Raw genomic sequence first — 20,068 nt, 5'->3', positions numbered from 1 at the left:
ATCGAGACCACGTGACCCATCCCGCTCCCTCGCACTGCCCGTACTGCGCCCTGCAGTGCGCGATGACCCTCACCCCGATGGATGCCGCGGGTCGCACGGCCCCGCCCGTGACGGTCGCCGGCCGCGACTTCCCCACGAATCGCGGCGGCCTGTGCAAGAAGGGCTGGACGTCCGCGGAGCTGCTCCGCGCACCCTCCCGCCTCGGCGCCCCGCTCGTGCGGGGCGCCGACGGCGCGTTCCACGAGGCGAGCTGGGGCGACGCCCTCGACCTCGTCGCAGGCTCGCTCCGCGGCATCCGCTCGGCACACGGCGCCGACGCGGTCGGGGTCTTCGGCGGCGGCGGGCTCACGAACGAGAAGGCCTACGTGCTCGGCAAGTTCGCGCGGCTCGCGCTCGGTACGAGCCGCATCGACTACAACGGGCGCTACTGCATGTCCTCGGCCGCGGCCGCCGGCAACCGCGCGTTCGGAATCGACCGCGGCCTCCCGTTCCCGCTCGAGGACCTCGACGGGGCCTCCACGATCCTGCTCCTCGGCACCAACGTCGCCGAGACGATGCCGCCCTTCATCGGCCACCTGGCGGGGGCGCAGGCGGCGGGCGGGCTCGTCGTCGTCGACCCGCGACGCACCGCGACGGCGCGCCTCACCGACGACGGACGGGGCCTGCACGTCCAGCCGGCTCCCGGCACGGACCTCGCCCTCCTCCTGGGCCTCACCCACGTGGTGATCGCGGAGCGCCTCGCCGACGCGGACTACGTCGACGCACGCACGACCGGATTCGACGCGGTGCGCCGCAGCGTCGCCTCCTGGTGGCCCGAGCGGGTGCAGTCGGTCACGGGCGTCCCCGCACTCACCCTCCGCCGGCTCGCGCGCCGGTTGGCATCGGGCGAGGGCACGTACATCCTCACGGGCCGCGGGGTCGAGCAGCACGTCGACGGCACCGACACCGCGACCGCGGCGATCAACCTGGCGCTCATCCTCGGCCTGCCCGGGCGCCCGGGCAGCGGCTACGGAACGCTCACCGGACAGGGCAACGGGCAGGGCGGGCGCGAGCACGGGCAGAAATGCGACCAGCTCCCCGGCTACCGCAAGATCGTCGACCCCGACGCACGCGCCCACGTGGCGGGTGTCTGGGGCGTCGAGCCCGACGCGATCCCAGGCCCCGGCGTGCCCGCCGTCGAACTCCTCCAGTCGCTCGGCCGGCCGGGCGGAGTTCGCGCACTGCTCGTCCACGGATCCAACCTCGTGGTGTCGTCGCCGAACGTCGAGGCCGTGCGCGAGGGCATCGCCCGGCTCGACCTGCTCGTGGTCTGCGACTTCTTCCTCTCCGAGACCGCCGCCCTCGCCGACGTCGTGCTGCCGGTCACCCAGTGGGCAGAGGAGGAGGGCACGATGACCAACCTCGAGGGCCGGATCCTCCGCCGGCGACGTGCCATCACACCGCCGGGGGGCGTGCGCGACGAGCTGTGGATCCTCTCCGAGCTCGCCCGCCGCCTGGGCTCCACGGCGACGTTCGACACCGACCCCGAACTCGTCTTCGAGGAGCTGCGGCTCGCGTCTGAGGGCGGCATCGCCGACTACTCGGGCATCGACTACGCCATGCTCGACCGTGGCGAGGCGGCGTACTGGCCGTTCCCCAGGGGCAGCGCCGGCACGCCCCGGCTCTTCGCCGAGCGCTTCGCGCACGCCGACGGGCTCGCCCGGCTCGTCGCCGTGTCCGTGCGCGAGGCGGCGCGCCCGCGTCCGGCCGAGGGCGAGCTCACGCTCGTGACCGGACGGCTGCTCGAGCACTACCAGAGCGGCGCGCAGACCCGGCGCGTCCCCGAGCTCGACGAGGCGCAGCCCGAGGCGCTCGCCTCGATGCATCCGGCCACCGCCGACCGCCTCGGCATCGCCGACGGCGACGACCTCGAGCTGGCCAACGGGCGGGGCACGGTGCGCTGCCGGGCGCGGCTCACGCCCGACATCCGACCCGACGCCGTCTTCCTGCCGTTCCACTACGGCGACGAGCAGGCGGCGAACCTGCTGACGTCCGACGCGGTCGACCCGATCTCGTCGATGCCGGAGTTCAAGACGAACGTCGTGCGCGTCACGCGCCTCGTGGGAGCCGGAGCCCTCGCATGACCGCACTCAGGATCGTCCTCGTCGGCTACGGACCCGTGGGCGCCCGCTTCGTCGACGAGCTGCTGCCCGCGGTGCGCGCCGGTGTCGTCGAGCTCACCGTGGTCGCCGGCGAGGACGTCGAGGCGTACAACCGCGTGCTGGTGGCGGAGTACGCGGTCGGCAACACCGAGCTCGACTCCATGATCGTCGGCGACCGCGTCGTGGCCGAGGAGGCCGGTGCCCGCGTGCTCCTCGGCGTCGCCGCGACCTCCATCGACCGCGCGGCGCGCCTCGTGCGGCTGGGCACCGGCGAGGAGCTGGGCTACGACCGTCTCGTGCTCGCGACGGGTTCCCGCGCCAACGTGCCGACGCTCGACGGCGTCGAACGGCACCGGCGCGACCTCGCCTCGCTCGAGAAGTACGCGCGCCACCTCGTGGCGCACGACGACGAGCTGCCCGAGGGCATCACCGCGTTGCGCGACCTCGCCGACGCCGACCGCGTGCTCGCGGCGGTGCGCGAGCGGCGCCGCATCATCGTGCTCGGCGCGGGCGTGCTCGGACTCGAGCTCGCGCTCGCCGCCGCGCACGCCGGCGCCCAGGTCTGCGTCGTGCACCACGGTCCGCACCCGATGCCGCGCAACCTCGACCGCGGCGGCGGGCAGGTGCTGCGGGCGGCCCTCCGCCGCACGGGCATCACCGTCATCGCCCACAGCCGGGCCGAGGCGGTGGCGTTCCGCACGGGCACGGACGGGCGCCGCCGGTTCGACATGCTCGTCACGGCCGACGGCAAGCAGCTGCGCGGCGACCTGCTCGTGCTCTCGTGCGGCGTGAGCCCGCGCAACGAGCTCGCGACGCTCGCGGGCCTGCGCACCGCGGTCGGCATCGTGGTGCACCCAGACCTGCGGTCGTGGAGCGACCCCGACGTGTACGCGATCGGCGACTGCGCGCAGGTGGTGGAGCGCACCGAGGAGCTCGCCGGCCAGCGAACGCTCCCGGGCGCGCCGTCCGGCCTCATCGGGCCGGGCTGGCGGCAGGCCGCCTGGCTCGCGGCCGCCTTCTCCGCCGAGGCCGAGGGCACCGCCACGGATGCGGCGGCTCCCGAGGAGCGCGACCCGATCGTGATGCTCAAGGCCGAGCACATCGACGTCGTCGCCGTCGGCGAGATCGCCGCCGACCCGTGGGACGACGACGCGCTGCACCCGCGACGGCGCGTGTCTCAGTGGGCCGACCCCGAGCACCTCCGGTACGTGAAGATGGTCACCGAGGACGGCGCGCTCACGGGCTTCGTCAGCGTCGGGATGCCGCGCACCGCCGCCGAGCTCACGCTGCTCTTCGAGCGCCGGGGCGAACTGCCCGCCGATCGCTCGCTCCTGCTCCGGTTCGACGGACCGGACTACGACCCGAGCGCCGACGCCGACGCGTTCGCCCCCGCGACGACGGTCTGCTGGTGCAACGGGGTGACCGTCGGTCGCATCGAGGAGTCGGCCGCGTGCGGCAACACCACCGTCGAGTGCGTCGGACGGGACACGCGCGCCGGCACGGGCTGCGGCGGCTGCAAGGGACGGATCGCCGACGTGCTCGCGCGCGCGGCGGAGGCCGACGGGACGCCGAGCCTCACGCCCTGACGACGGCGCACCGGCCGGCGGCCGGCGACTCGACTCAGGCGGGTTCCCAGTCGTTCGCGTCGACCGCGGCGAAGCGCTCGAGCACGAGGTCGACGAGCTCGTGCGGAGCGGCCTCCCCGGGGAGCAGGAGCGGGTCGGCGATGAGGTCTCCGCCGGCGCCGGCGGCCGAGTCGTAGAAGGTTCCGGGCGCGAGGAGGTAGGCGCCGACGACGACGCGGGCGCCGGGATGCACCTCGCGGATCATCTCGATCGCGTCGGGGAGTCGTGGGATGGCCGCGGCGATGAACCCGACCGTCACCGGCCGGCCGAGCCGGTGCGCCAGCCGCCGGGCCGTCTCGAAGCACTCCCGCACGGCGCGCGGGTCGTTCGAGCCGGCAGCGGCGAGGACGACGGCGTCCTCGTCGTCGAGTCCGAGCGCGTCGAGCCGCCGGGCGAGCACGGCGACGATGCGATCGTCGGGGCCGAGCTCGTCGGCGAGCTGCGCTCCGCCGCCGATGCGATCCAGCCCGAGCGAGAGCCCGGTGCGCACATGGAACCCCGCGGAGAGCACGAGCGGCACGATGACCGCGTCGGGCTCGGCGGCGGCGGCCAGCGCGGCGGCGACGTCGCGGTTCGCGGCGTCGACGAAGCTGATCGAGACGTCGAGCTCCGGCCGCTCGGATGCGACGCCGTCGACGAGGCGGATCACCGCCTCGCGGTTCTCGGCCGACGGGGCGCCGTGGGTGACCGCGACCAGGCGGAGGGGATGTGCGCCGGGGACATCCGCCGGCAGACCGGCACCGCTCGACCCGACCATCTTCCGCACCGCGCTTCCCGGCGGAATCCGGTCTCGCCGCCGATTTCGACGCTATGCACGACGTGTTTCGCAGACGGCTCCCGCGTGTTTCCGGGAGGTGAAGAGTGCCTCACGTGCGCAGCACGCCTGGGCGGCGGGCGCCCGGCTCCGCGCCGACGGCCTCAGCCCTCGAGCAGCTCGGGGCGCACGCGCCGGGTGCGCTCCACCTGCTGCTCGTGCCGCCACGCGGCGATCGCACCGTGATTGCCCGAGAGCAGCACGGACGGCACGTCGAGTCCGCGCCACGATGCGGGCTTCGTGTAGCTCGGGTACTCGAGGAGGCCGTCCTCGTGGGATTCCTCGACGAGGCTCTCGGGGTTGCCCACCACGCCGGGCACCAGGCGTCCTGCGGCCTCGATCATCGCCATGACGGCCACCTCGCCGCCGTTGAGCACGTAGTCGCCCAGGCTGACGAGGCGCACCCGCATCCGCTCGCCGTAGTGGTCGACGACGCGCTGGTCGATGCCCTCGTACCGGCCGCAGGCGAACACGAGGTGCTTCTCTGCCGCGAGCTCGCGGGCGATCGCCTGCGTGAACGGCTCGCCCGCGGGCGACGGCACCACGAGCAGGGCCTCGGATGCTCCGTCGCCGACGATCTCGTCGAGCGCCTCGCCCCACGGCTCGGGCTTCATGACCATGCCGGCGCCGCCGCCGTACGGCGTGTCGTCGACCGTGCGATGGCGGTCGTGCGTGTGGTCGCGGAGATCGTGCGTGGCGACCTCGATGAGCCCGGACTGGCGCGCCCTGCCGAGGAGCGAGAGGTCGAGCACCGAGAAGAACTCGGGGAAGATCGTGACGATGTCGATCCGCATGCGCGACGCCTATCCGGCGGGTTCGTCGCCGCGGTCGGATGCGGCGGGCGCGTCGCCTGCGGGCTCGACCCGCGCCGTGGCATCCGTCGCCGTGGCATCCGCCCCGGACGGCGCCGTCACCTGCGCCTCGTCGGCCTCGTCGTCGACGAGCTCCTCGAACAGGCCGGCGGGAGGGGTCACCGTCACGGTGCCCGCCGCGATGTCGACCTGGGGCACGATCGCGGACACGAACGGGACCATGACCTCGCGGCCCTTCGACTTCACGATGAGGAGGTCCTGCGCGGGGAGGTGGTCGACATGGGTGACCTCGCCGATCCTCACCCCGTCGCGGACGACGGCGAGGCCGACGAGCTGGTGGTCGTACCACGCGTCGGGCTCGGGTGCCTCCTGGTCGACGTGCTCGACCCAGAGGATGGCCTTGACGAGGCCCTCGGCGGCGCTGCGGTCGTCGACGCCCTCGAAGAACCCGACCGGATGGCCGTTGTACCAGCGAAGCTCGCGGAGGACGAGGTGCTTGCCGTGCCACGGCGACGATTCGGGCACCTGCAACGAGAACTCGGCGCCCGGCACGAAGCGGCGCTCGGGATCGTCGGTGTAGAGCTCGAGCTTGATGGCGCCCTTCAGGCCGTGCGCCTTGGTGAGGCGGCCGACCCTGAGCTGCGTCCTGGGTGCGTCGGCCACGTCAGTCGTCGGTGTCGACGACGTCCACGCGCACGCGGCGGCCGTCGGCGAGCGCCGTGACGAGCGTGCGGAGCGCCTTCGCGGTGCGGCCGGCGCGCCCGATCACGCGACCGAGGTCCTCGGGGTTCACGTGAACCTCGAGGACCTCGCCGCGTGCGCTCGACGCGGAGACGACCTTCACGTCGTCAGGGTGATCGACGATCCCCTTGACGAGGTGTTCGAGCGCGGACTGGAGCAAGGCCTTACGCCTCGTCCGTCGCGGTCTCGTCGGCTGCGGCCTCGGCAGGGGCCTCCTCGGCCTTCGCGGGCTTGTCGGCCTTCGGCTTCAGCACCGGCTTCTTCTTCTCGTCGGCGACGAAGGCGGCCTTGGGCTCAGCGACCTGCACGGTCGAGACGGCGTCCTTGTCGCCCTTGAACCTGCCCCAGTCGCCCGTGAGCTTGAGGATCGCCGCGACCTGCTCGGTCGGCTGCGCGCCGACGGAGAGCCAGTACTGGGCGCGGTCGGAGTCGACCTCGATGAACGAGGGGTTCTGGGTGGGGTGGTACTTGCCGATCTCCTCGATGACGCGACCGTCGCGCTTGGTGCGCGAGTCGGCGACGACGATGCGGTAGTACGGCGCACGGATCTTGCCGAGGCGCTTGAGACGGATCTTGACAGCCACAATTCTCCTGAAAATGTTGTGAGGTGGGCGAACTGACAGCCGTGAGCGTGGGGTGCACACTCGGCGGAAGCTCTCTGGGGTCCTGTGCGCCGGATAGAGGGTCGGGCGGTACAGAACTCGACTGACCATTCTTGCAGATTTCGCGTCGTAAGGATAATCGCCGGGGTCGCATGCCATGATGGGCCGACATCGGCGCATTCGTCGGCCGGGAGGGGTTCCGCGCATGCACATCGAGTTCGCCCGCTCGGCCAGGTCGACCATCGGCCTGGAGTGGGAGGTCGCGATCGTCGACCGCGCCACCGGCGAGCTGGCCTCGATCGCGGACCGCGTGCTGCAGGTGCTCGACGAGCGCAGCGAGGGCGGGACGCATCCGTCGATCACGTCGGAGCTGCTCACCAACACGGTCGAGCTCGTGAGCGGCGTGCACGAGCGCGTCGCCGACGCGGTCGCCGACCTCGAGGGCCAGCTCGCCGAGGTGCGCGCGGTGATCGACGAGCTCGGCGAGTACGAGCTCGTGTGCAGCGGATCGCATCCGTTCAGCCAGTGGTACGACCAGCACCTCACCGACAAGCCCCGCTACCACAAGCTCATCGACCGCACGCGTTGGTGGGGCCGCAACATGATGATCTGGGGCATCCACGTGCACGTCGGCATCGACGACCGCGACAAGGCCCTGCCCATCCTCGACGGCCTCCTCGCCTACCTGCCGCACCTGCAGGCGCTCTCGGCGTCGAGCCCGTTCTGGGCCGGCGTCGAGACGGGGTACGCCTCGAACCGCGCGCTCATGTTCCAGCAGCTCCCCACCGCGGGCCTGCCCTACCCCCTGCCCGACTGGCCGGCCTACGAACGGTACGTCGACGACCTCGTGCGCACCGGCGTCATCGAGGACCACAGCGAGGTGCGCTGGGACATCCGGCCGTCCCCGAAGTGGGGCACGGTCGAGGTGCGCGTCTGCGACGGCGTGTCGACCGCGAACGAGATCGCGGCCATCGGCGCCCTCGTGCAGTGCCTCGTCGACTGGATGAGCGATCGCCTCGACGACGGCGAGACGCTCACCGTGCTGCAGCCGTGGTACGTGCGCGAGAACAAGTGGCGCGCCGCACGGTACGGCATGGACGCCGAGATCATCACGGATGTCGCGGGCACCGAGCGGCTCGTCGGCGACGACCTGCGCGACCTCATCACGACCCTGGTGCCGGTGGCCGAACGCCTCGGCTGCCAGGCCGAGCTGCAGCTCGTGCGGGCAACGCTGGAGCGCGGGGCGAGCTACCAGCGGCAGCTGCGCGTCGCCGAGGCCGCGGGCGGCGACCTCACCGCGGTCGTCGCGCACCTCGCGCGGGAACTGCGCGAGGGCGTGTCCCCGGTGGAACCGCCCGCGTCGGGCCGTTCGGCCGAGCCCGACGACTCAGCCGAGCCCGTTCCTGCCACCTAGGCCGGGATCGACCTCGTGCGGATGAGCTCGGCGTACCACTTCGCGCTGTCCTTCGGCAGCCGCTCGAGCGTGTCGTAGTCGACGCGCACGATGCCGAAGCGCTTGGAGAAGCCGTAGCCCCACTCGAAGTTGTCCATGAGCGACCACACCTGGTACCCGCGCAGGTCGACGCCGCGTGCCATGGCGCGGTGCGCGGCCGTGAAGTGGCGGCGCAGGTAGTCGATCCGGTCGACGTCGTGCACGGCGGGGCCGTCGGCCTCCTCGGTCACGACGTCGTCGAACGCCGCGCCGTTCTCGGTCACCATCAGCGGCAGCGTCGGGTACGCCTCGTGCAGCGCGACGAGCAGGTCCTCCAGGCCCGACGGGTCGATGTTCCAGCCCATCGCGGTGTACGGACCGGGCTGCACGAGGAACTCGACGTCCTCGGAACCGGGCCACGGTGTGCCGCCCATGTCCTTGTGGCCGTCGGCGTGGGCCCGCGGCGACTCGCCGTCCCACATCTGCACCGTGACGGTCGAGTAGTAGTTGACGCCGAGCAGCGAGATGGGCTGGCGGATGAGCTCGGTGTCGCCGGGCTTCACGAACGACCAGTCGGTGACCTCGGCCGTGTCGGCGATCACGTCGGCCGGGTACTCGCCGTCGAGCAGCGGGCCGAGGAACACCCGGTTCGCGAGGCCGTCGATGCGGCGGGCCGCCTCGGCGCCGGTCGGGCCCGACGGGCGGATCACGTGCAGGTTGAGCGTGATCGAGTAGCCGGGGTCGTTCGTCACGACGTCGCGCAGCGCCGCGACCGCGAGCCCGTGTGCGAGGTTGAGATGGTGCACCGCGGCGAGCGCCTTCGCGCCGTCGAGCAGGCCGGGCGCGTGCGCTCCGGAGCCGTAGCCGAGGTAGGCGCTGCACCACGGCTCGTTGAGCGTGGTCCACACCGCGATGCGGTCGCCGAGCCGCTCCCCCACGATGCGGGCGTAGTCGGCGAAGGCCTCGGCGGTGGCGCGGTTCGCCCACCCGCCCTCGTCCTCGAGGGCCTGCGGGAGGTCCCAGTGGTAGAGCGTCGCGATCGGCCGGATGCCGCGGGCGATGAGCCCGTCGACGAGCCGCTCGTAGAACGCCAGCCCGGCCTCGTTGGCCGGTCCGCGGCCGGTCGGCTGGATGCGGGGCCACGCGATCGAGAATCGGTACGCTTCGAGGCCGAGGTCGGCCATGAGGTCGAGGTCGGCGTCGAGCCGGTGGTAGTGGTCGTCGGCGACGTCGCCGGTGTCGTCGTTCCACACCTTGCCCGGCGTGTGGCTGAACGTGTCCCAGATGGACGGCCCGCGGCCGTCCTCCTGCACGGCGCCCTCGATCTGGTACGACGCGGTGGCCGATCCGAACAGGAAGTCGTCGGGGAAGGTGAGTCCCGCGTCGCGGTAGTCGGCCGAGCCGGTCGTCATCGTGGTGCTCCAAGTCGTCGAGTCGCGGCATCCGCTGTGCCGCCCGGTTCACTGTAGCGCGTTCGGCATCCGGGTTACTTACAGCGTTGTAAGTAGATTCGCACGGCGCTGCGGCGGTTCGCCGCGGCCCGGTCAGTACCAGTAGTCGCCGGTGCGCTCGAGGTACGCCGCGAGGAACGCGCCCTCACCGCGTCGCCACGTCTCCCCTCGCTCCTCGTGGGAGAGCTGGAAGGCGGGCATGTACTCCAGCACGTCGCGCGCGAAGGCGCTCTTGAAGACGAGCACGCCCTGCCCCGGGGCATCCGGCTCACCCGGCGGCGGCACGTGGCCCAGGTCGTACCGCTCGATGCCGTCGGCGGCCAGATCGCGGATGATGCACCACTGCAGCAGGCGCGAGGCCATGAGCTGCGGCTGGTCGCGCGTCGAGCCGCCGTCCTTGTACCAGGCGTTCGGCCCGTAGCGGGCGATGAAGGCGCCGGCGACGACCTGGCCGTCGTAGCGGGCGAAGTAGAGCTGGCCGCGGTCGTCTGCGACGAAGGCCGACCACACCGTCTCGAGGTAGCCGTCACCGCGGAAGAAGGCGCCAGAACGCTCCTCGGTCTCGCGGACGAGGTCGATCATGCGTGCCCGGTTGGCGTCATCGAGCTCGGCCCGCCCGACGACGACGCCGTGGCGCTCGGCGACCCGGATCTCGGCGCGGGCGCGCTTCTTCATGTTGGCGAGGATCTCCTCCTCGCTGACGGAGGTGTCGACGATGACCGCGTGGCGGTACTGCGACGCCTTGGCGGGCTGCCAGCCCTGCTCGAGGAAGGCCGCCTCGAGTGCCCCATCGCGGGGTTGGTGCACCTCGATCTTGGTGGCGAACGCCGTGCCGCGCTCGGCCCGGATCCGCTCGGTCAGGGGTGCGACGTCGGCGGGGGCGAGGCCGCTCACCCGCGGCAGGTGCTGGAAGAGGCCGAAGCCCTCGGCCAGGCGCTCGAAGACGAGCACCGGGAAGTCACGATCGGTGCCGAGCCCACGCCGCGAGACGTGCCACGGACCGGACGATCGCACCGCCTCCCACGTGCTCGACTGCATGAAATGGGGCGTGCTGTGCGCGCCGAGAACGCGGTCGTCCCACGCGACCGCCATCTGCTGCGACTGGGCCGCCTGCACTCTGCCTCCATCCACCGCGGTGGCCGGCGCGGATGCCGCCCCGCCTTCGGTCACCACGGCTCTTGCCGCACATCTTAGGCACTCCCGGTGGCCCGGCAGCGAACTCCACCCCGATGATCCCGATGTCGACGCGGCATCTGGCCCGCCGTGCGCCCCCGACCTAGTGTGGGAGGCATGGGCGATCCCCGACTCGAACTCGACGGCGAGCAGGTGAGTGCGCGCCTGCTTCCCGAGCGCGGCACGAACGGCGGCTACTCCCTCGTCATCGAGGGCACCACGCAGTCGCACGTCAACCCGCTCGATCCGCTCGACCTCCAGCTCGAGTACACCCGGCTCATCGCGGCGGTGATCGACGGATGCCGCGAGGCCGGCCGGCCGGTCCGCGTGCTGCACCTCGGGGGTGGTGCCCTCACCGTGCCGCGCTACATCGGCGCCACCCGTCCGGGCTCGGTGCAGCACGTCGTGGAGCTGCACCGCGAACTCCTCGAGTTCGTGCTCGAGGTGCTCCCGCTCGCCGACGACGTCGAGCTCACCGTCGAGTTCGACGACGGGCGCGCGGCGGTCGAGCGGGCCGCCCGCACCGGCGGCGGCTACGACCTCGCCATCGTCGACGTGTTCTCCGGCAGCGTCTCACCCCGGCACATGTCGACCCTCGAGTTCTTCCGGGAGCTCGACCAGCTCATGGCGCCCGACGCGATCGTCCTCGTCAACACGCTCGCGACGGCGGGGCTCGACATGAGCCGCGAGGTCGCCGCCACCCTCGCCTCGGTCCACGACGACGTGCTCGCCCTCGCCTCCCCCGCCGTCATCGCGGGCACCAGCCTCGGCAACGTCGTGCTCGCGGCATCCGCTTCGCCGTTGCCCGGCGAGGAGATCCTTCGCCGCGCGGATACCGGCCCCCGGCCCATCGAGCTGCTGCGCGACGAGGGCCTGGTGGCGTTCCTCGGCGACGCACCGGTGCGCCGCGACGGCGACCAGCTGGTCTGAGCATGCGGGCCGGTCGCGCTGCGTCGCGTGCGAGATCGGCCACGGCCTGCCTGGTCGCGCTCGGCGTCGCCGCGGTGCTGCTCGCGCCGCCCGCCCTTGCCGCATCCGCCGAGCGCGAGCCGTCGATCGGCCCGGGGCTGGAGTGGGTGGCGCACCGCGACAACCCGTTCCGGCAGGGCGACGACGCCGACTTCATCAACTCCGACCTGGCCTTCACGGGCGACTACCTCGTGCAGGGCAACTACGCCGGGTTCTCGATCTGGGACATCGCCGATCCCGCGGCCCCGGAGCTCGTCAGCGCCGTCTCGTGCCCGGGCGGCCAGGGCGACATCAGCACCGTCGGCGACCTGGTGCTCATCTCGATCGACGAGACGATGTCCGACGACTCCTGCGAGGCGGCACGGGTGCCCGAGACCACGGAGAACTGGGAGGGACTGCGCGTCTTCGACATCAGCGATCCCCGCGCGCCCCGCTACGCCGCCGCCGTGCGCACGCGCTGCGGCGGGCACACCCACACCGTGGTCCCCGATCCGGCGAGCGCCGACCGCGTCTTCGTCTACATGAACGCCTACAGCCGTGGTGCCTCGCTCAACTGCACGGGTCGCAACCCGCTGCAGATCATGGAGGTGCCGCTCGCGGCCCCCGAGGACGCCGCGATCGTGGGCGAGCTCGACCTGTTCGACGACGAGACCGCCTTCGGGCCCGAGGACCGGGTGCCGGGGGGCGCCGAGACGCGTTCGACCACCGGATGCCACGACATCACCGCCTACCCGGCGAAGGGGCTCGCGGTCGCGGCCTGCCGCGGCGACGGACTGCTGCTCTCGATCGCGGACCCGCTGGCTCCCGTGGTGCTGCAGCGCGTCCGCGACCCCGCGGTCACGTTCTGGCACTCGGGCATCTTCGACAACGACGCCACGCGCATCGTCTTCCAGGACGAGCTCGGCGACGGCTTCATCAACACCTGCTCGCCGGCGTTCGGAGCCGACCGGGGCGCCGACGCCGTGTGGCTCATCCAGCCCGACGGGCTCGTGAAGGCGGGCACCTACAAGCTGCCCCGCGCCCAATCCGACCTCGAGAAGTGCGTTGCGCACTCCGGCGGACTGGTGCCGGTGCCCGGGCGGTTCATCATCGCGCAGGCCTGGCTCGAGGGCGGCGTCTCGGTCGTCGACCTCACCGACCCGGCCGCGCCCGTGGAGCTGACGTGGTTCGATCGGCCCGACTACGGGTACTCGATGGACTACACGGCGGGCATCTGGTCGGTCTACCACTACGACGGCTACCTCTACGCGAGCGACATGTACGAGGGCCTCGAGGTGCTGCGGCTCACCGACCCGGTGTTCGCGGATGCCGCCAGGTACGACGACACGGGCCTGAACCCGCAGACGCAGCCGGCGTACTCGTGGGTGTGGCGTGCGGCGCCGGTGGTCCCCACCGCGGCCGCGGAGCGAGCACCGCTCGAGACGCTGTCGGTCGAGCCGGCCGCGATCGAGCCGACGGATGCCGCTGAGGTCACGGTGTCGCTGCCGCCCGGCTCGCTCACGCCGGGCGAGACGGCCGACGTGTGGTGGATGCCGACGCAGGCGGTGCTCGCGACGGCCGCCGCCGGGGCCGACGGCTCGCTCGCCGCCACCACCGTCGCCCTCCCCGGTCCGCTCGAGCCCGGGCGCTACGACATCGTCGTGCGGGGCGACGCGTCCGCGCCGCGGATCGCCCTCGCGAGCGTGGTCGTCGCGTCGTCCTCGCCGCAGCACGCGCCCGATGCCGCCGAGACGCGTGCCACGGGCGGCAGCGCCTGGTGGCTGCTCGTCCTGCTGCCGTTCGGCGTCGCACTCGCGTACCACGCGGCGATCGCGTGGCGCCGACGTCGTCGGGTGGCCCGGTGACGCCCACGATCCGTGCCGCGGCGGTGCGGGCGTTCGGCATCGCGGTCGCGACGCTCATGGCGGTCGGCGCATCGGGATGCACCGGACCGGCACCCGACCCCTCGGGCACCGACTTCGTCACGCCGGCGCCGCCCGACGGCGCGGAGTCCGACGACTCGGCGCGCCCGGACGCGGACGGGACGACGACCGGCGACGGCGAGACGACCAGCGCCGACGTCGCGTTCATCGCGACGATGGTGGAGCATCACGAACAGGCGGTGGAGCTCGCCGAGCTCGCGCCCGGCCGGGTCGCCGACCCCGAGCTCGCCGACCTGGCCGGCCTCATCGCGGTCACCCAGGCGGCGGAGGCCGAGTCGATGCGCGGGTGGCTGGAGCGCCGCCGCTCCGCCGACGACGCCGCGGCCGGGCACGAGCACGCCGAGTCGATGGCCGGCGAGATCAGCCGGTCGACGATCGACCGCGCGGCGGAACTGGAGGGCGGTGCGTTCGATCGACTCTTCGTGTCGGCGATGATCCCCCACCACCGGGGAGCGCTGCTGATGTCGGAGGCGCGGCTCGCCGAATCGGGCGACCCCGCGGTCGCTCGGTGGGCGCGCGCCATCGCCACGTCCCAGGCGCTGGAGATCGACCGATTGCTCGAGATCGAGGCGCGACTTCCGGCGGGGTGACCCGGGCTGCTAGCGGCCCAGGAACTTCTGCATGGCCGCGAGCTCCTCCTCGCTCGGAGCCGGCTTCGCGGCGCCGCCGCCCCCGAGGCCGAAGCCCGACCCCTTCGGAGCCGACCCCTGACCGGCCGGGGCCGCGCCCGATGCGATCGCGGCGTTCTCGGCGGCGCGCTTGGCCGGGTTGCCCGAACGCGAGCCCGACCCCTTCTTCTTGCCCTTGGCCGCCTGGCGCTTGCCGCCGCCGTAGCCGCCGCCACCCGGGATCGGACCCATGCCGGGGACCTGCGGCATGCCGCCGCGCGCGACGGTCTTCATCATCTTGGCGGCCTGCTCGAAGCGCTGCACCAGCTGGTTGACGTCGGTGACCGTCATGCCGGAGCCCCTCGCGATGCGCAGGCGCCGCGAGCCGTTCAGGAGCTTGGGGTTGCGACGCTCGGCGACCGTCATCGACTGGATGATCGCCTCGGTGCGCACGATCTCGCGCTCGTCGAAGTTCTCGAGCTGCTGCTTCATGCCGCCCGCACCGGGAAGCATGCCGAGCATCTTCTTGATCGACCCGGCGCCGCGGAGCTGCTGCATCTGCGCGAGGAAGTCCTCGAGCGTGAACTGCTCGGTCGCGAGCTTCTCGGCGACCTTCATGGCCTCCTCCTCGTCGAAGGCCTGCTGGGCCTGCTCGATGAGGGTGAGGATGTCGCCGAGGTCGAGGATGCGGCTCGCCATGCGGTCGGGGTGGAAGGGCTCGAAGTCGTCGAGGCCCTCGCCGGTGGAGGCGAAGATGATGGGGCGTCCGGTGACGGAGGCCACGCTGAGCGCCGCGCCGCCTCGCGCGTCGCCGTCGAGCTTCGACAGCACGACGCCGGTGAAGTCCACGCCCTCCTGGAACGCCTTCGCCGTCGTCACGGCGTCCTGCCCGATCATGGCGTCGATGACGAACAGCACCTCGTCGGGGTCCGTCGCCTTGCGGATGTTCGCGGCCTGCTTCATCATCTCGGCGTCGACGCCGAGGCGGCCGGCGGTGTCGATGATGACCACGTCGTGCTGCGACCGCTCGGCCTGCTTCACGGAGTCCTTGGCCACGCGCACCGGATCGCCGACGCCGTTGCCGGGCTCGGGAGCGAACACCGGCACGCCGGCCTGCGCACCCACGACCTGCAGCTGGTTCACGGCGTTCGGACGCTGGAGGTCGGCCGCCACGAGCATCGGCGTGTGGCCGTCCTTGACGAGCCACTTCGCGAGCTTGCCCGCGAGCGTCGTCTTGCCGGCGCCCTGCAGGCCGGCGAGCATGATCACGGTCGGCGGATTCTTCGCGAACACCAGGCGGCGCTGCTCGCCGCCGAGGATCGCGACCAGCTCCTCGTTCACGATCTGCACGACCTGCTGCGCCGGGTTCAGGGCCTTGTTGACCTCGTCGCCGAGGGCGCGCTCGCGCACGTGCGCCGTGAACTGCTTGACCACGTCGAGCGAGACGTCGGCGTCGAGGAGCGCGCGGCGGATCTCGCGGACGGTGCCGTCGACGTCGGCCGCCGACAGCTTGCCCTTGGTGCGGAGGTTCTTGAAGGTCTCGGCGAGGCGGTCAGACAGGTTTCCGAAGGTAGCCATGGTGCCTTCGATTGTAGGCGAGAGCGGATGCCTCCCAGCCGCACGTGCCGCCGGTCACCCCTCGAAGCGCACGTCGACGACCTCGCGACCGGTGTCGATCGCGGCGATCAGCCGCTCATCGGTGTCATCGGGAGCGAGCGCGTACTCGAACTCGGCGAACGGCTCGCCCGGGCCGTCGGCCTCGGGTCGCAGGTCGACGCGCAGGAGCGACAGCGATCGCAGCGCGTCCACCTGCCGGTCGCCCGAATCGCGGCCGATCGCCGCGTCGATCTCCTCCGCCTGCTCGAGCTCGGGGTCGAGCAGCACGTCGAGGAACCGCATCACGGGCGTGCCGCCGGAGTCGAGCTGGCTCACGAACGCCGATCGCAGCTCGTCGTCGACGAGCTCGAGTTCGCCGACGAGCACCGCCGCGGCATCGAGCGACGCGCCCGACACCATCTCGTCCTCGGCCTCGAGCACGACCTCGACGCGTTGGTCGCCGTACTCGATCATCTCCGACCAGTAGTCGCCGACGATCCCGAAGTAATCGTGCTCGGTCGCCATGGTCTCCTCCTCGTGGTCAGCCGACGAGCTTCTGCGCGAACACGTGCGGGGTGAACCCCGTGAGGTCGCCGATGCCCTCGCCCTGGCCGATCAGCTTGATCGGCAACCCGGTCTTCTCCTGCACGGCCAGCACGAACCCGCCCTTCGCGCTGCCGTCGAGCTTCGTGAGCACGAGCCCGGTGACGCCGCCGTGCTCGATGAACGCCTCCGCCTGCGCGAGCCCGTTCTGTCCCGTCGTCGCGTCGAGCACGAGCAGCACCTCGCTGATCGGCGCCTGCTTCTCGACCACGCGCTTGATCTTGCCGAGCTCGTCCATGAGCCCGCCCTTCGTGTGCAGGCGTCCAGCGGTGTCGATGATCACGATCTCGGTCCCGTCCTGCTTGGCCTTCTCGACGGTCTGGAAGGCGACGGATGCCGGGTCCTGGCCCTCGCGCTCGGGGCGCACGATGCCCACGCCGGCGCGCTCGGCCCACGTCGCGAGCTGGTCGACCGCGGCCGCTCGGAAGGTGTCGGCGGCGCCGACCACCACGCTGCGGTCGTAGGTGCGGAGGAAACGGGCGAACTTGCCGATCGTGGTGGTCTTGCCGACGCCGTTGACGCCGACGACGAGCACGACGGCCGGCCGCTCGGTGAGCTTCAGGGTGGGGTCGTACTTCGCGAGCCGTTCCTCGACGACCTCGCGGAGCATCCGCTGCACGTCGCGCGGATCGGTCGTGCGATAGCGCTCGACCTGCGCCCTGATGCCGTCGACGATCTCCTCGGTCACCGCGGGACCGAAGTCGGCGCGGATGAGCGCGGACTCGAGGTCGTCCCACGTGTCCTCGTCGATCGTCTTCGCCCCGAAGACCCCGCGGAGGGCCGAGCCGAGCGACCAGGATGCGCGTTCTGCCATGGGTCCAGCCTAGATGGGCTCGCGCGGTACACCGACGGCCCCGGGCCTGCAAGGGGTTGCCGGCCGGGCCCGGTCGGAGCAGCGTCGAGGATGACGGAAGGAGTGCGAATGACGATCGTGGGATTCCACGCCTCGCACGAACAAGTCCCCCCGGCCCGACTCCTCCACGCCGTGCAGCGCGCCGAGGAGGTGGGCTTCGACGCCGCGATGTGCTCCGACCACCTCGCCCCGTGGAGCCTGCGGCAGGGCGAATCCGGATTCGCGTGGAGCTGGCTCGGCTCCGCGCTGCAGGCCACGCGACTGCCGTTCGGCGTCGTCACGGCGCCCGGGCAGCGGTACCACCCGGCGATCGCCGCGCAGGCGATCGCCACCCTCGAGTCGATGTACCCCGGCCGGTTCTGGGCGGCCCTCGGCAGTGGCGAGGCGATCAACGAGCACGTCACCGGCGACGCCTACCCGCCGAAGGAGGAGCGCGACGCGCGCCTCCGCGAGACCGTGACCGTCATCCGTCGCCTGCTCGCGGGCGAGGAGGTCAGCGTCGACGGGCTCATCACCGTCGACCGGGCCCGCGTCTGGAGCCTCCCCCCGGTGCCGCCGGCACTCATCGGCGCCGCCGTGTCGACCGAGACCGCCCGCGAGTGCGCCGAGTGGGCCGACGGGCTCATCACGGTCGACCAGCCGCGCGACGCGCTGCGGAAGGTCATCGACGCCTACCGCGACGCGGGCGGCCACGGGCCGACGGCGGTGCAGGTGCACCTCAGCTGGGCTCCCACGGACGAGGAGGCCATCGCGATCGCCCACGACCAGTGGCGCACGGGCGTGCTGCCCGGACCCCTGGTCTGGGAGCTCGACACGCCGCAGGCGTTCGACGACGCGACCGCGGATGCCACGGCCGACGAGGTCGCGGCCACCGTGCAGGTCTCGTCCGACCCGGCTCGCCACCTCGCGAAGCTCGCGGAGCTCGCCGAGCTCGGGTTCGATCGCATCTACCTCCACCACGTCGGCGTCGAACAGGACGCGTTCCTCGACACGTTCGGCGAGCACGTGGTGCCGGCCTTGAAGGCGGGCGGCCGATGAGGATCACCGACCGCAGCGACCTGTGGTGGAAGACCGCGGTCGTCTACTGCCTCGACGTCGAGACCTACATGGACTGGAACGACGACGGCTCCGGCGACTTCGAGGGGCTCGCGCACCGGCTCGACCACCTCGCCGAGCTGGGTGTGACGTGCATCTGGCTCATGCCCTTCCAGCCCACCCCCGACCGCGACGACGGCTACGACATCACCGACTTCCTGGGCGTGGACCCGCGACTCGGGTCGCTCGGCGACGTCGCCGAGTTCACCCGCACCGCGCGGGACCGCGGCATGCGGGTGATCATCGACTTCGTGATGAACCACACGTCGGAGAAGCATCCGTGGTTCAAGGCGGCACGGCGCAGCCGCACCTCGCCGTACCGCGACTGGTACGTGTGGCGCGACGCGCCCCCGAGGAAGCAGGCGGCGACGGTGTTCCCGGGCGAGGAGGACAGCGTCTGGGAGCTCGACGAGCGCACTGGCCAGTACTACCTGCACAGCTTCTACCGGCACCAGCCCGACCTGAACATCGCGAACCCCGCGGTGCGCGACGAGATCGCGAAGACGATCGGCTTCTGGCTGGAGCTCGGCATCTCGGGGTTCCGGGTCGACGCCGTGCCGTTCCTGATCGAGCCCCCCGAGGGCGTCGACATCGGCGACCCGCACGAGTTCCTCCGCGACATCCGCCGGTTCCTCCAGCGCCGTTCGAGCGAGGCCGTGCTGCTCGGCGAGGTGAACCTCCCGTACGACCAGCAGCTCGAGTTCTTCGGGCGCACGGGCGACCCGCCGGAGCTCACCATGCAGTTCGACTTCCTCGGCATGCAGGCGCTCTACCTGTCGCTCGCACGCGAGGACGCACGACCGCTCGCGGAGTCGCTCGCCAAGCGTCCAGTGCTCGAGCCCGAGGCGCAGTGGGCGAACTTCGTGCGCAACCACGACGAGCTCACGCTCGACAAGCTCTCCGATGCGGAGCGCGAGGAGGTCTTCGCGGCGTTCGCGCCCGAGGAGTGGATGCGCGTCTACGGACGCGGGATCGTGCGGCGGCTGCCGCCCATGCTCGACGGGGATCCGCGGCGAATCCGACTGGTCTACAGCCTGCTCTTCTCGCTGCCCGGCACGCCCGTGCTGTTCTACGGCGAGGAGATCGGCATGGGCGAGAACCCGGCGCAGGAGGGCCGGCAGGCGGTTCGCACGCCCATGCAGTGGACCGATGAGCGCAACGGCGGCTTCTCCCGGGCCACGCCGGCGAAGCTGGTCGCGACACCGCCCGCCGACGGGTACGCGCCCGAGCACGTGAACGTCGAGGCGCAGATGCACGATCCCGACTCGCTGCTCGCGACCATCCGGCACTTCGCCGTGCGCTACCGCAGCTCCCCCGAGATCGGATGGGGCGAGCTCGACCTGCTGCCGACCGGCCAGGACGCCGTGCTCGCGCATCGGATCACCGCCGACGTCGGACGGTTCATCGCCGTGCACAACTTCGCGCCCACGCCGAGCCTGGTGACGCTGGAGCTCGGCCGGGTCGCCCCCGACACGCTGCTCTCCGACCTGTTCGCGGTCGACGCCGAGCCGATCGACGAGCGCGGTCGCATCGACGTGCACGTCGACGCCTACGGCTACCGCTGGTTCCGCATCGTCGAGCCCGACGATCGCCGGCTGACCTGAGGCCGGCGCCGCGGCGGCGGGAGCGGT

At 72.1% G+C, this 20,068-nt stretch carries 18 protein-coding genes; 8 read left to right on the top strand and 10 right to left on the bottom strand.

Translation table 11 applies throughout. The features are described from left to right. The first annotated feature begins 11 nt into the window (after positions 1-11). Positions 12-2,123, top strand: coding sequence for a molybdopterin oxidoreductase family protein (locus EV187_RS08650; protein ID WP_130352660.1), 2,112 nt, complete (start codon positions 12-14; stop codon positions 2,121-2,123). Continuing rightward, the gene (locus EV187_RS08645; protein WP_130352659.1) at positions 2,120-3,727 is read left to right on the top strand and encodes an FAD-dependent oxidoreductase; all 1,608 of its coding nucleotides are present in this window, start codon (positions 2,120-2,122) and stop codon (positions 3,725-3,727) included. Before EV187_RS08650 ends, EV187_RS08645 begins: the two co-directional genes overlap by 4 nt. Positions 3,728-3,761: 34 nt before the next feature. Here the strand turns inward: EV187_RS08645 and EV187_RS08640 are convergent, their stop codons facing one another. From EV187_RS08640 to rpsP, 5 genes are all read right to left on the bottom strand, one after another. Next, on the bottom strand, positions 3,762-4,523 hold the full coding sequence (locus tag EV187_RS08640; RefSeq protein ID WP_242609568.1) for a sirohydrochlorin chelatase: 762 nt from the start codon (positions 4,521-4,523) through the stop codon (positions 3,762-3,764). A gap of 161 nt (positions 4,524-4,684) precedes the next feature. Further along, the gene (gene trmD, locus EV187_RS08635) at positions 4,685-5,374 is read right to left on the bottom strand and encodes a tRNA (guanosine(37)-N1)-methyltransferase TrmD (protein WP_130352657.1); all 690 of its coding nucleotides are present in this window, start codon (positions 5,372-5,374) and stop codon (positions 4,685-4,687) included. 9 nt (positions 5,375-5,383) lie between these two features. Next, complete coding sequence (gene rimM / locus EV187_RS08630; protein ID WP_130352656.1) at positions 5,384-6,055, bottom strand: ribosome maturation factor RimM; 672 nt, start codon at positions 6,053-6,055, stop codon at positions 5,384-5,386. Between the two features lies 1 nt (position 6,056). Further along, a complete protein-coding gene (locus EV187_RS08625) occupies positions 6,057-6,293 on the bottom strand; it encodes an RNA-binding protein (protein WP_056651189.1) in 237 nt (78 codons plus the stop codon). Positions 6,294-6,297: 4 nt separating this feature from the next. Continuing rightward, a complete protein-coding gene (gene rpsP, locus EV187_RS08620) occupies positions 6,298-6,717 on the bottom strand; it encodes a 30S ribosomal protein S16 (RefSeq protein ID WP_130352655.1) in 420 nt (139 codons plus the stop codon). Positions 6,718-6,940: 223 nt separating this feature from the next. Here rpsP and EV187_RS08615 point away from each other — a divergent pair, with 223 nt between their 5' ends. Beyond that, positions 6,941-8,149, top strand: coding sequence for a glutamate--cysteine ligase (locus EV187_RS08615; protein ID WP_130352654.1), 1,209 nt, complete (start codon positions 6,941-6,943; stop codon positions 8,147-8,149). On the opposite strand, the gene EV187_RS08610 is transcribed toward EV187_RS08615, so the two are convergent. Continuing rightward, positions 8,146-9,579, bottom strand: coding sequence for a GH1 family beta-glucosidase (locus EV187_RS08610; protein ID WP_130352653.1), 1,434 nt, complete (start codon positions 9,577-9,579; stop codon positions 8,146-8,148). The two genes, EV187_RS08615 and EV187_RS08610, sit on opposite strands and share 4 nt — an antisense overlap. Before the next feature lie 132 nt (positions 9,580-9,711). Next, positions 9,712-10,791, bottom strand: coding sequence for a lipid II:glycine glycyltransferase FemX (locus EV187_RS08605; RefSeq protein ID WP_130352652.1), 1,080 nt, complete (start codon positions 10,789-10,791; stop codon positions 9,712-9,714). 117 nt (positions 10,792-10,908) lie between these two features. Between EV187_RS08605 and EV187_RS08600 the strand changes: the two genes are divergently transcribed. The 3 genes from EV187_RS08600 to EV187_RS08590 are packed head-to-tail and all read left to right on the top strand — an operon-like array spanning position 10,909 to position 14,272. After that, positions 10,909-11,721 (top strand): spermidine synthase, encoded by an 813-nt coding sequence (locus tag EV187_RS08600; RefSeq protein WP_130352651.1) that lies wholly within the window; start codon positions 10,909-10,911, stop codon positions 11,719-11,721. Between the two features lie 2 nt (positions 11,722-11,723). Continuing rightward, positions 11,724-13,604, top strand: a complete 1,881-nt coding sequence (locus tag EV187_RS08595; RefSeq protein ID WP_207221789.1) for an LVIVD repeat-containing protein — start codon at positions 11,724-11,726, stop codon at positions 13,602-13,604. Next, a complete protein-coding gene (locus tag EV187_RS08590) occupies positions 13,601-14,272 on the top strand; it encodes a DUF305 domain-containing protein (protein WP_130352650.1) in 672 nt (223 codons plus the stop codon). Before EV187_RS08595 ends, EV187_RS08590 begins: the two co-directional genes overlap by 4 nt. A 9-nt stretch (positions 14,273-14,281) precedes the next feature. Here the strand turns inward: EV187_RS08590 and ffh are convergent, their stop codons facing one another. From ffh to ftsY, 3 genes are read right to left on the bottom strand one after another with little or no spacing between them, the layout of a single operon-like run. Beyond that, complete coding sequence (ffh, locus tag EV187_RS08585; protein WP_130352649.1) at positions 14,282-15,868, bottom strand: signal recognition particle protein; 1,587 nt, start codon at positions 15,866-15,868, stop codon at positions 14,282-14,284. Between the two features lie 54 nt (positions 15,869-15,922). Next, positions 15,923-16,411, bottom strand: a complete 489-nt coding sequence (locus tag EV187_RS08580) for a hypothetical protein (RefSeq protein WP_130352648.1) — start codon at positions 16,409-16,411, stop codon at positions 15,923-15,925. A gap of 16 nt (positions 16,412-16,427) precedes the next feature. Beyond that, positions 16,428-17,303, bottom strand: a complete 876-nt coding sequence (gene ftsY, locus EV187_RS08575; RefSeq protein ID WP_130352647.1) for a signal recognition particle-docking protein FtsY — start codon at positions 17,301-17,303, stop codon at positions 16,428-16,430. Positions 17,304-17,411: 108 nt separating this feature from the next. On the opposite strand from ftsY, the gene EV187_RS08570 reads away from it, so the two are divergent. Together EV187_RS08570 and EV187_RS08565 are read left to right on the top strand one after the other, a co-directional pair. After that, a complete protein-coding gene (locus EV187_RS08570) occupies positions 17,412-18,380 on the top strand; it encodes a TIGR03885 family FMN-dependent LLM class oxidoreductase (RefSeq protein ID WP_130352646.1) in 969 nt (322 codons plus the stop codon). Next, entirely contained in the window at positions 18,377-20,041 is a 1,665-nt protein-coding gene (locus EV187_RS08565) for an alpha-amylase family protein (protein WP_130352645.1), read from the top strand. The genes EV187_RS08570 and EV187_RS08565 overlap by 4 nt, the downstream gene beginning before the upstream one ends. The last annotated feature ends 27 nt before the right edge of the window (positions 20,042-20,068 follow it).

Source organism: Agromyces ramosus (genome assembly GCF_004216665.1).
Lineage (GTDB): Bacteria > Actinomycetota > Actinomycetes > Actinomycetales > Microbacteriaceae > Agromyces > Agromyces ramosus.
The sequence above is the reverse complement of the archived record's forward strand: the minus strand, read 5'-3'. Positions and strand labels throughout refer to the sequence as shown.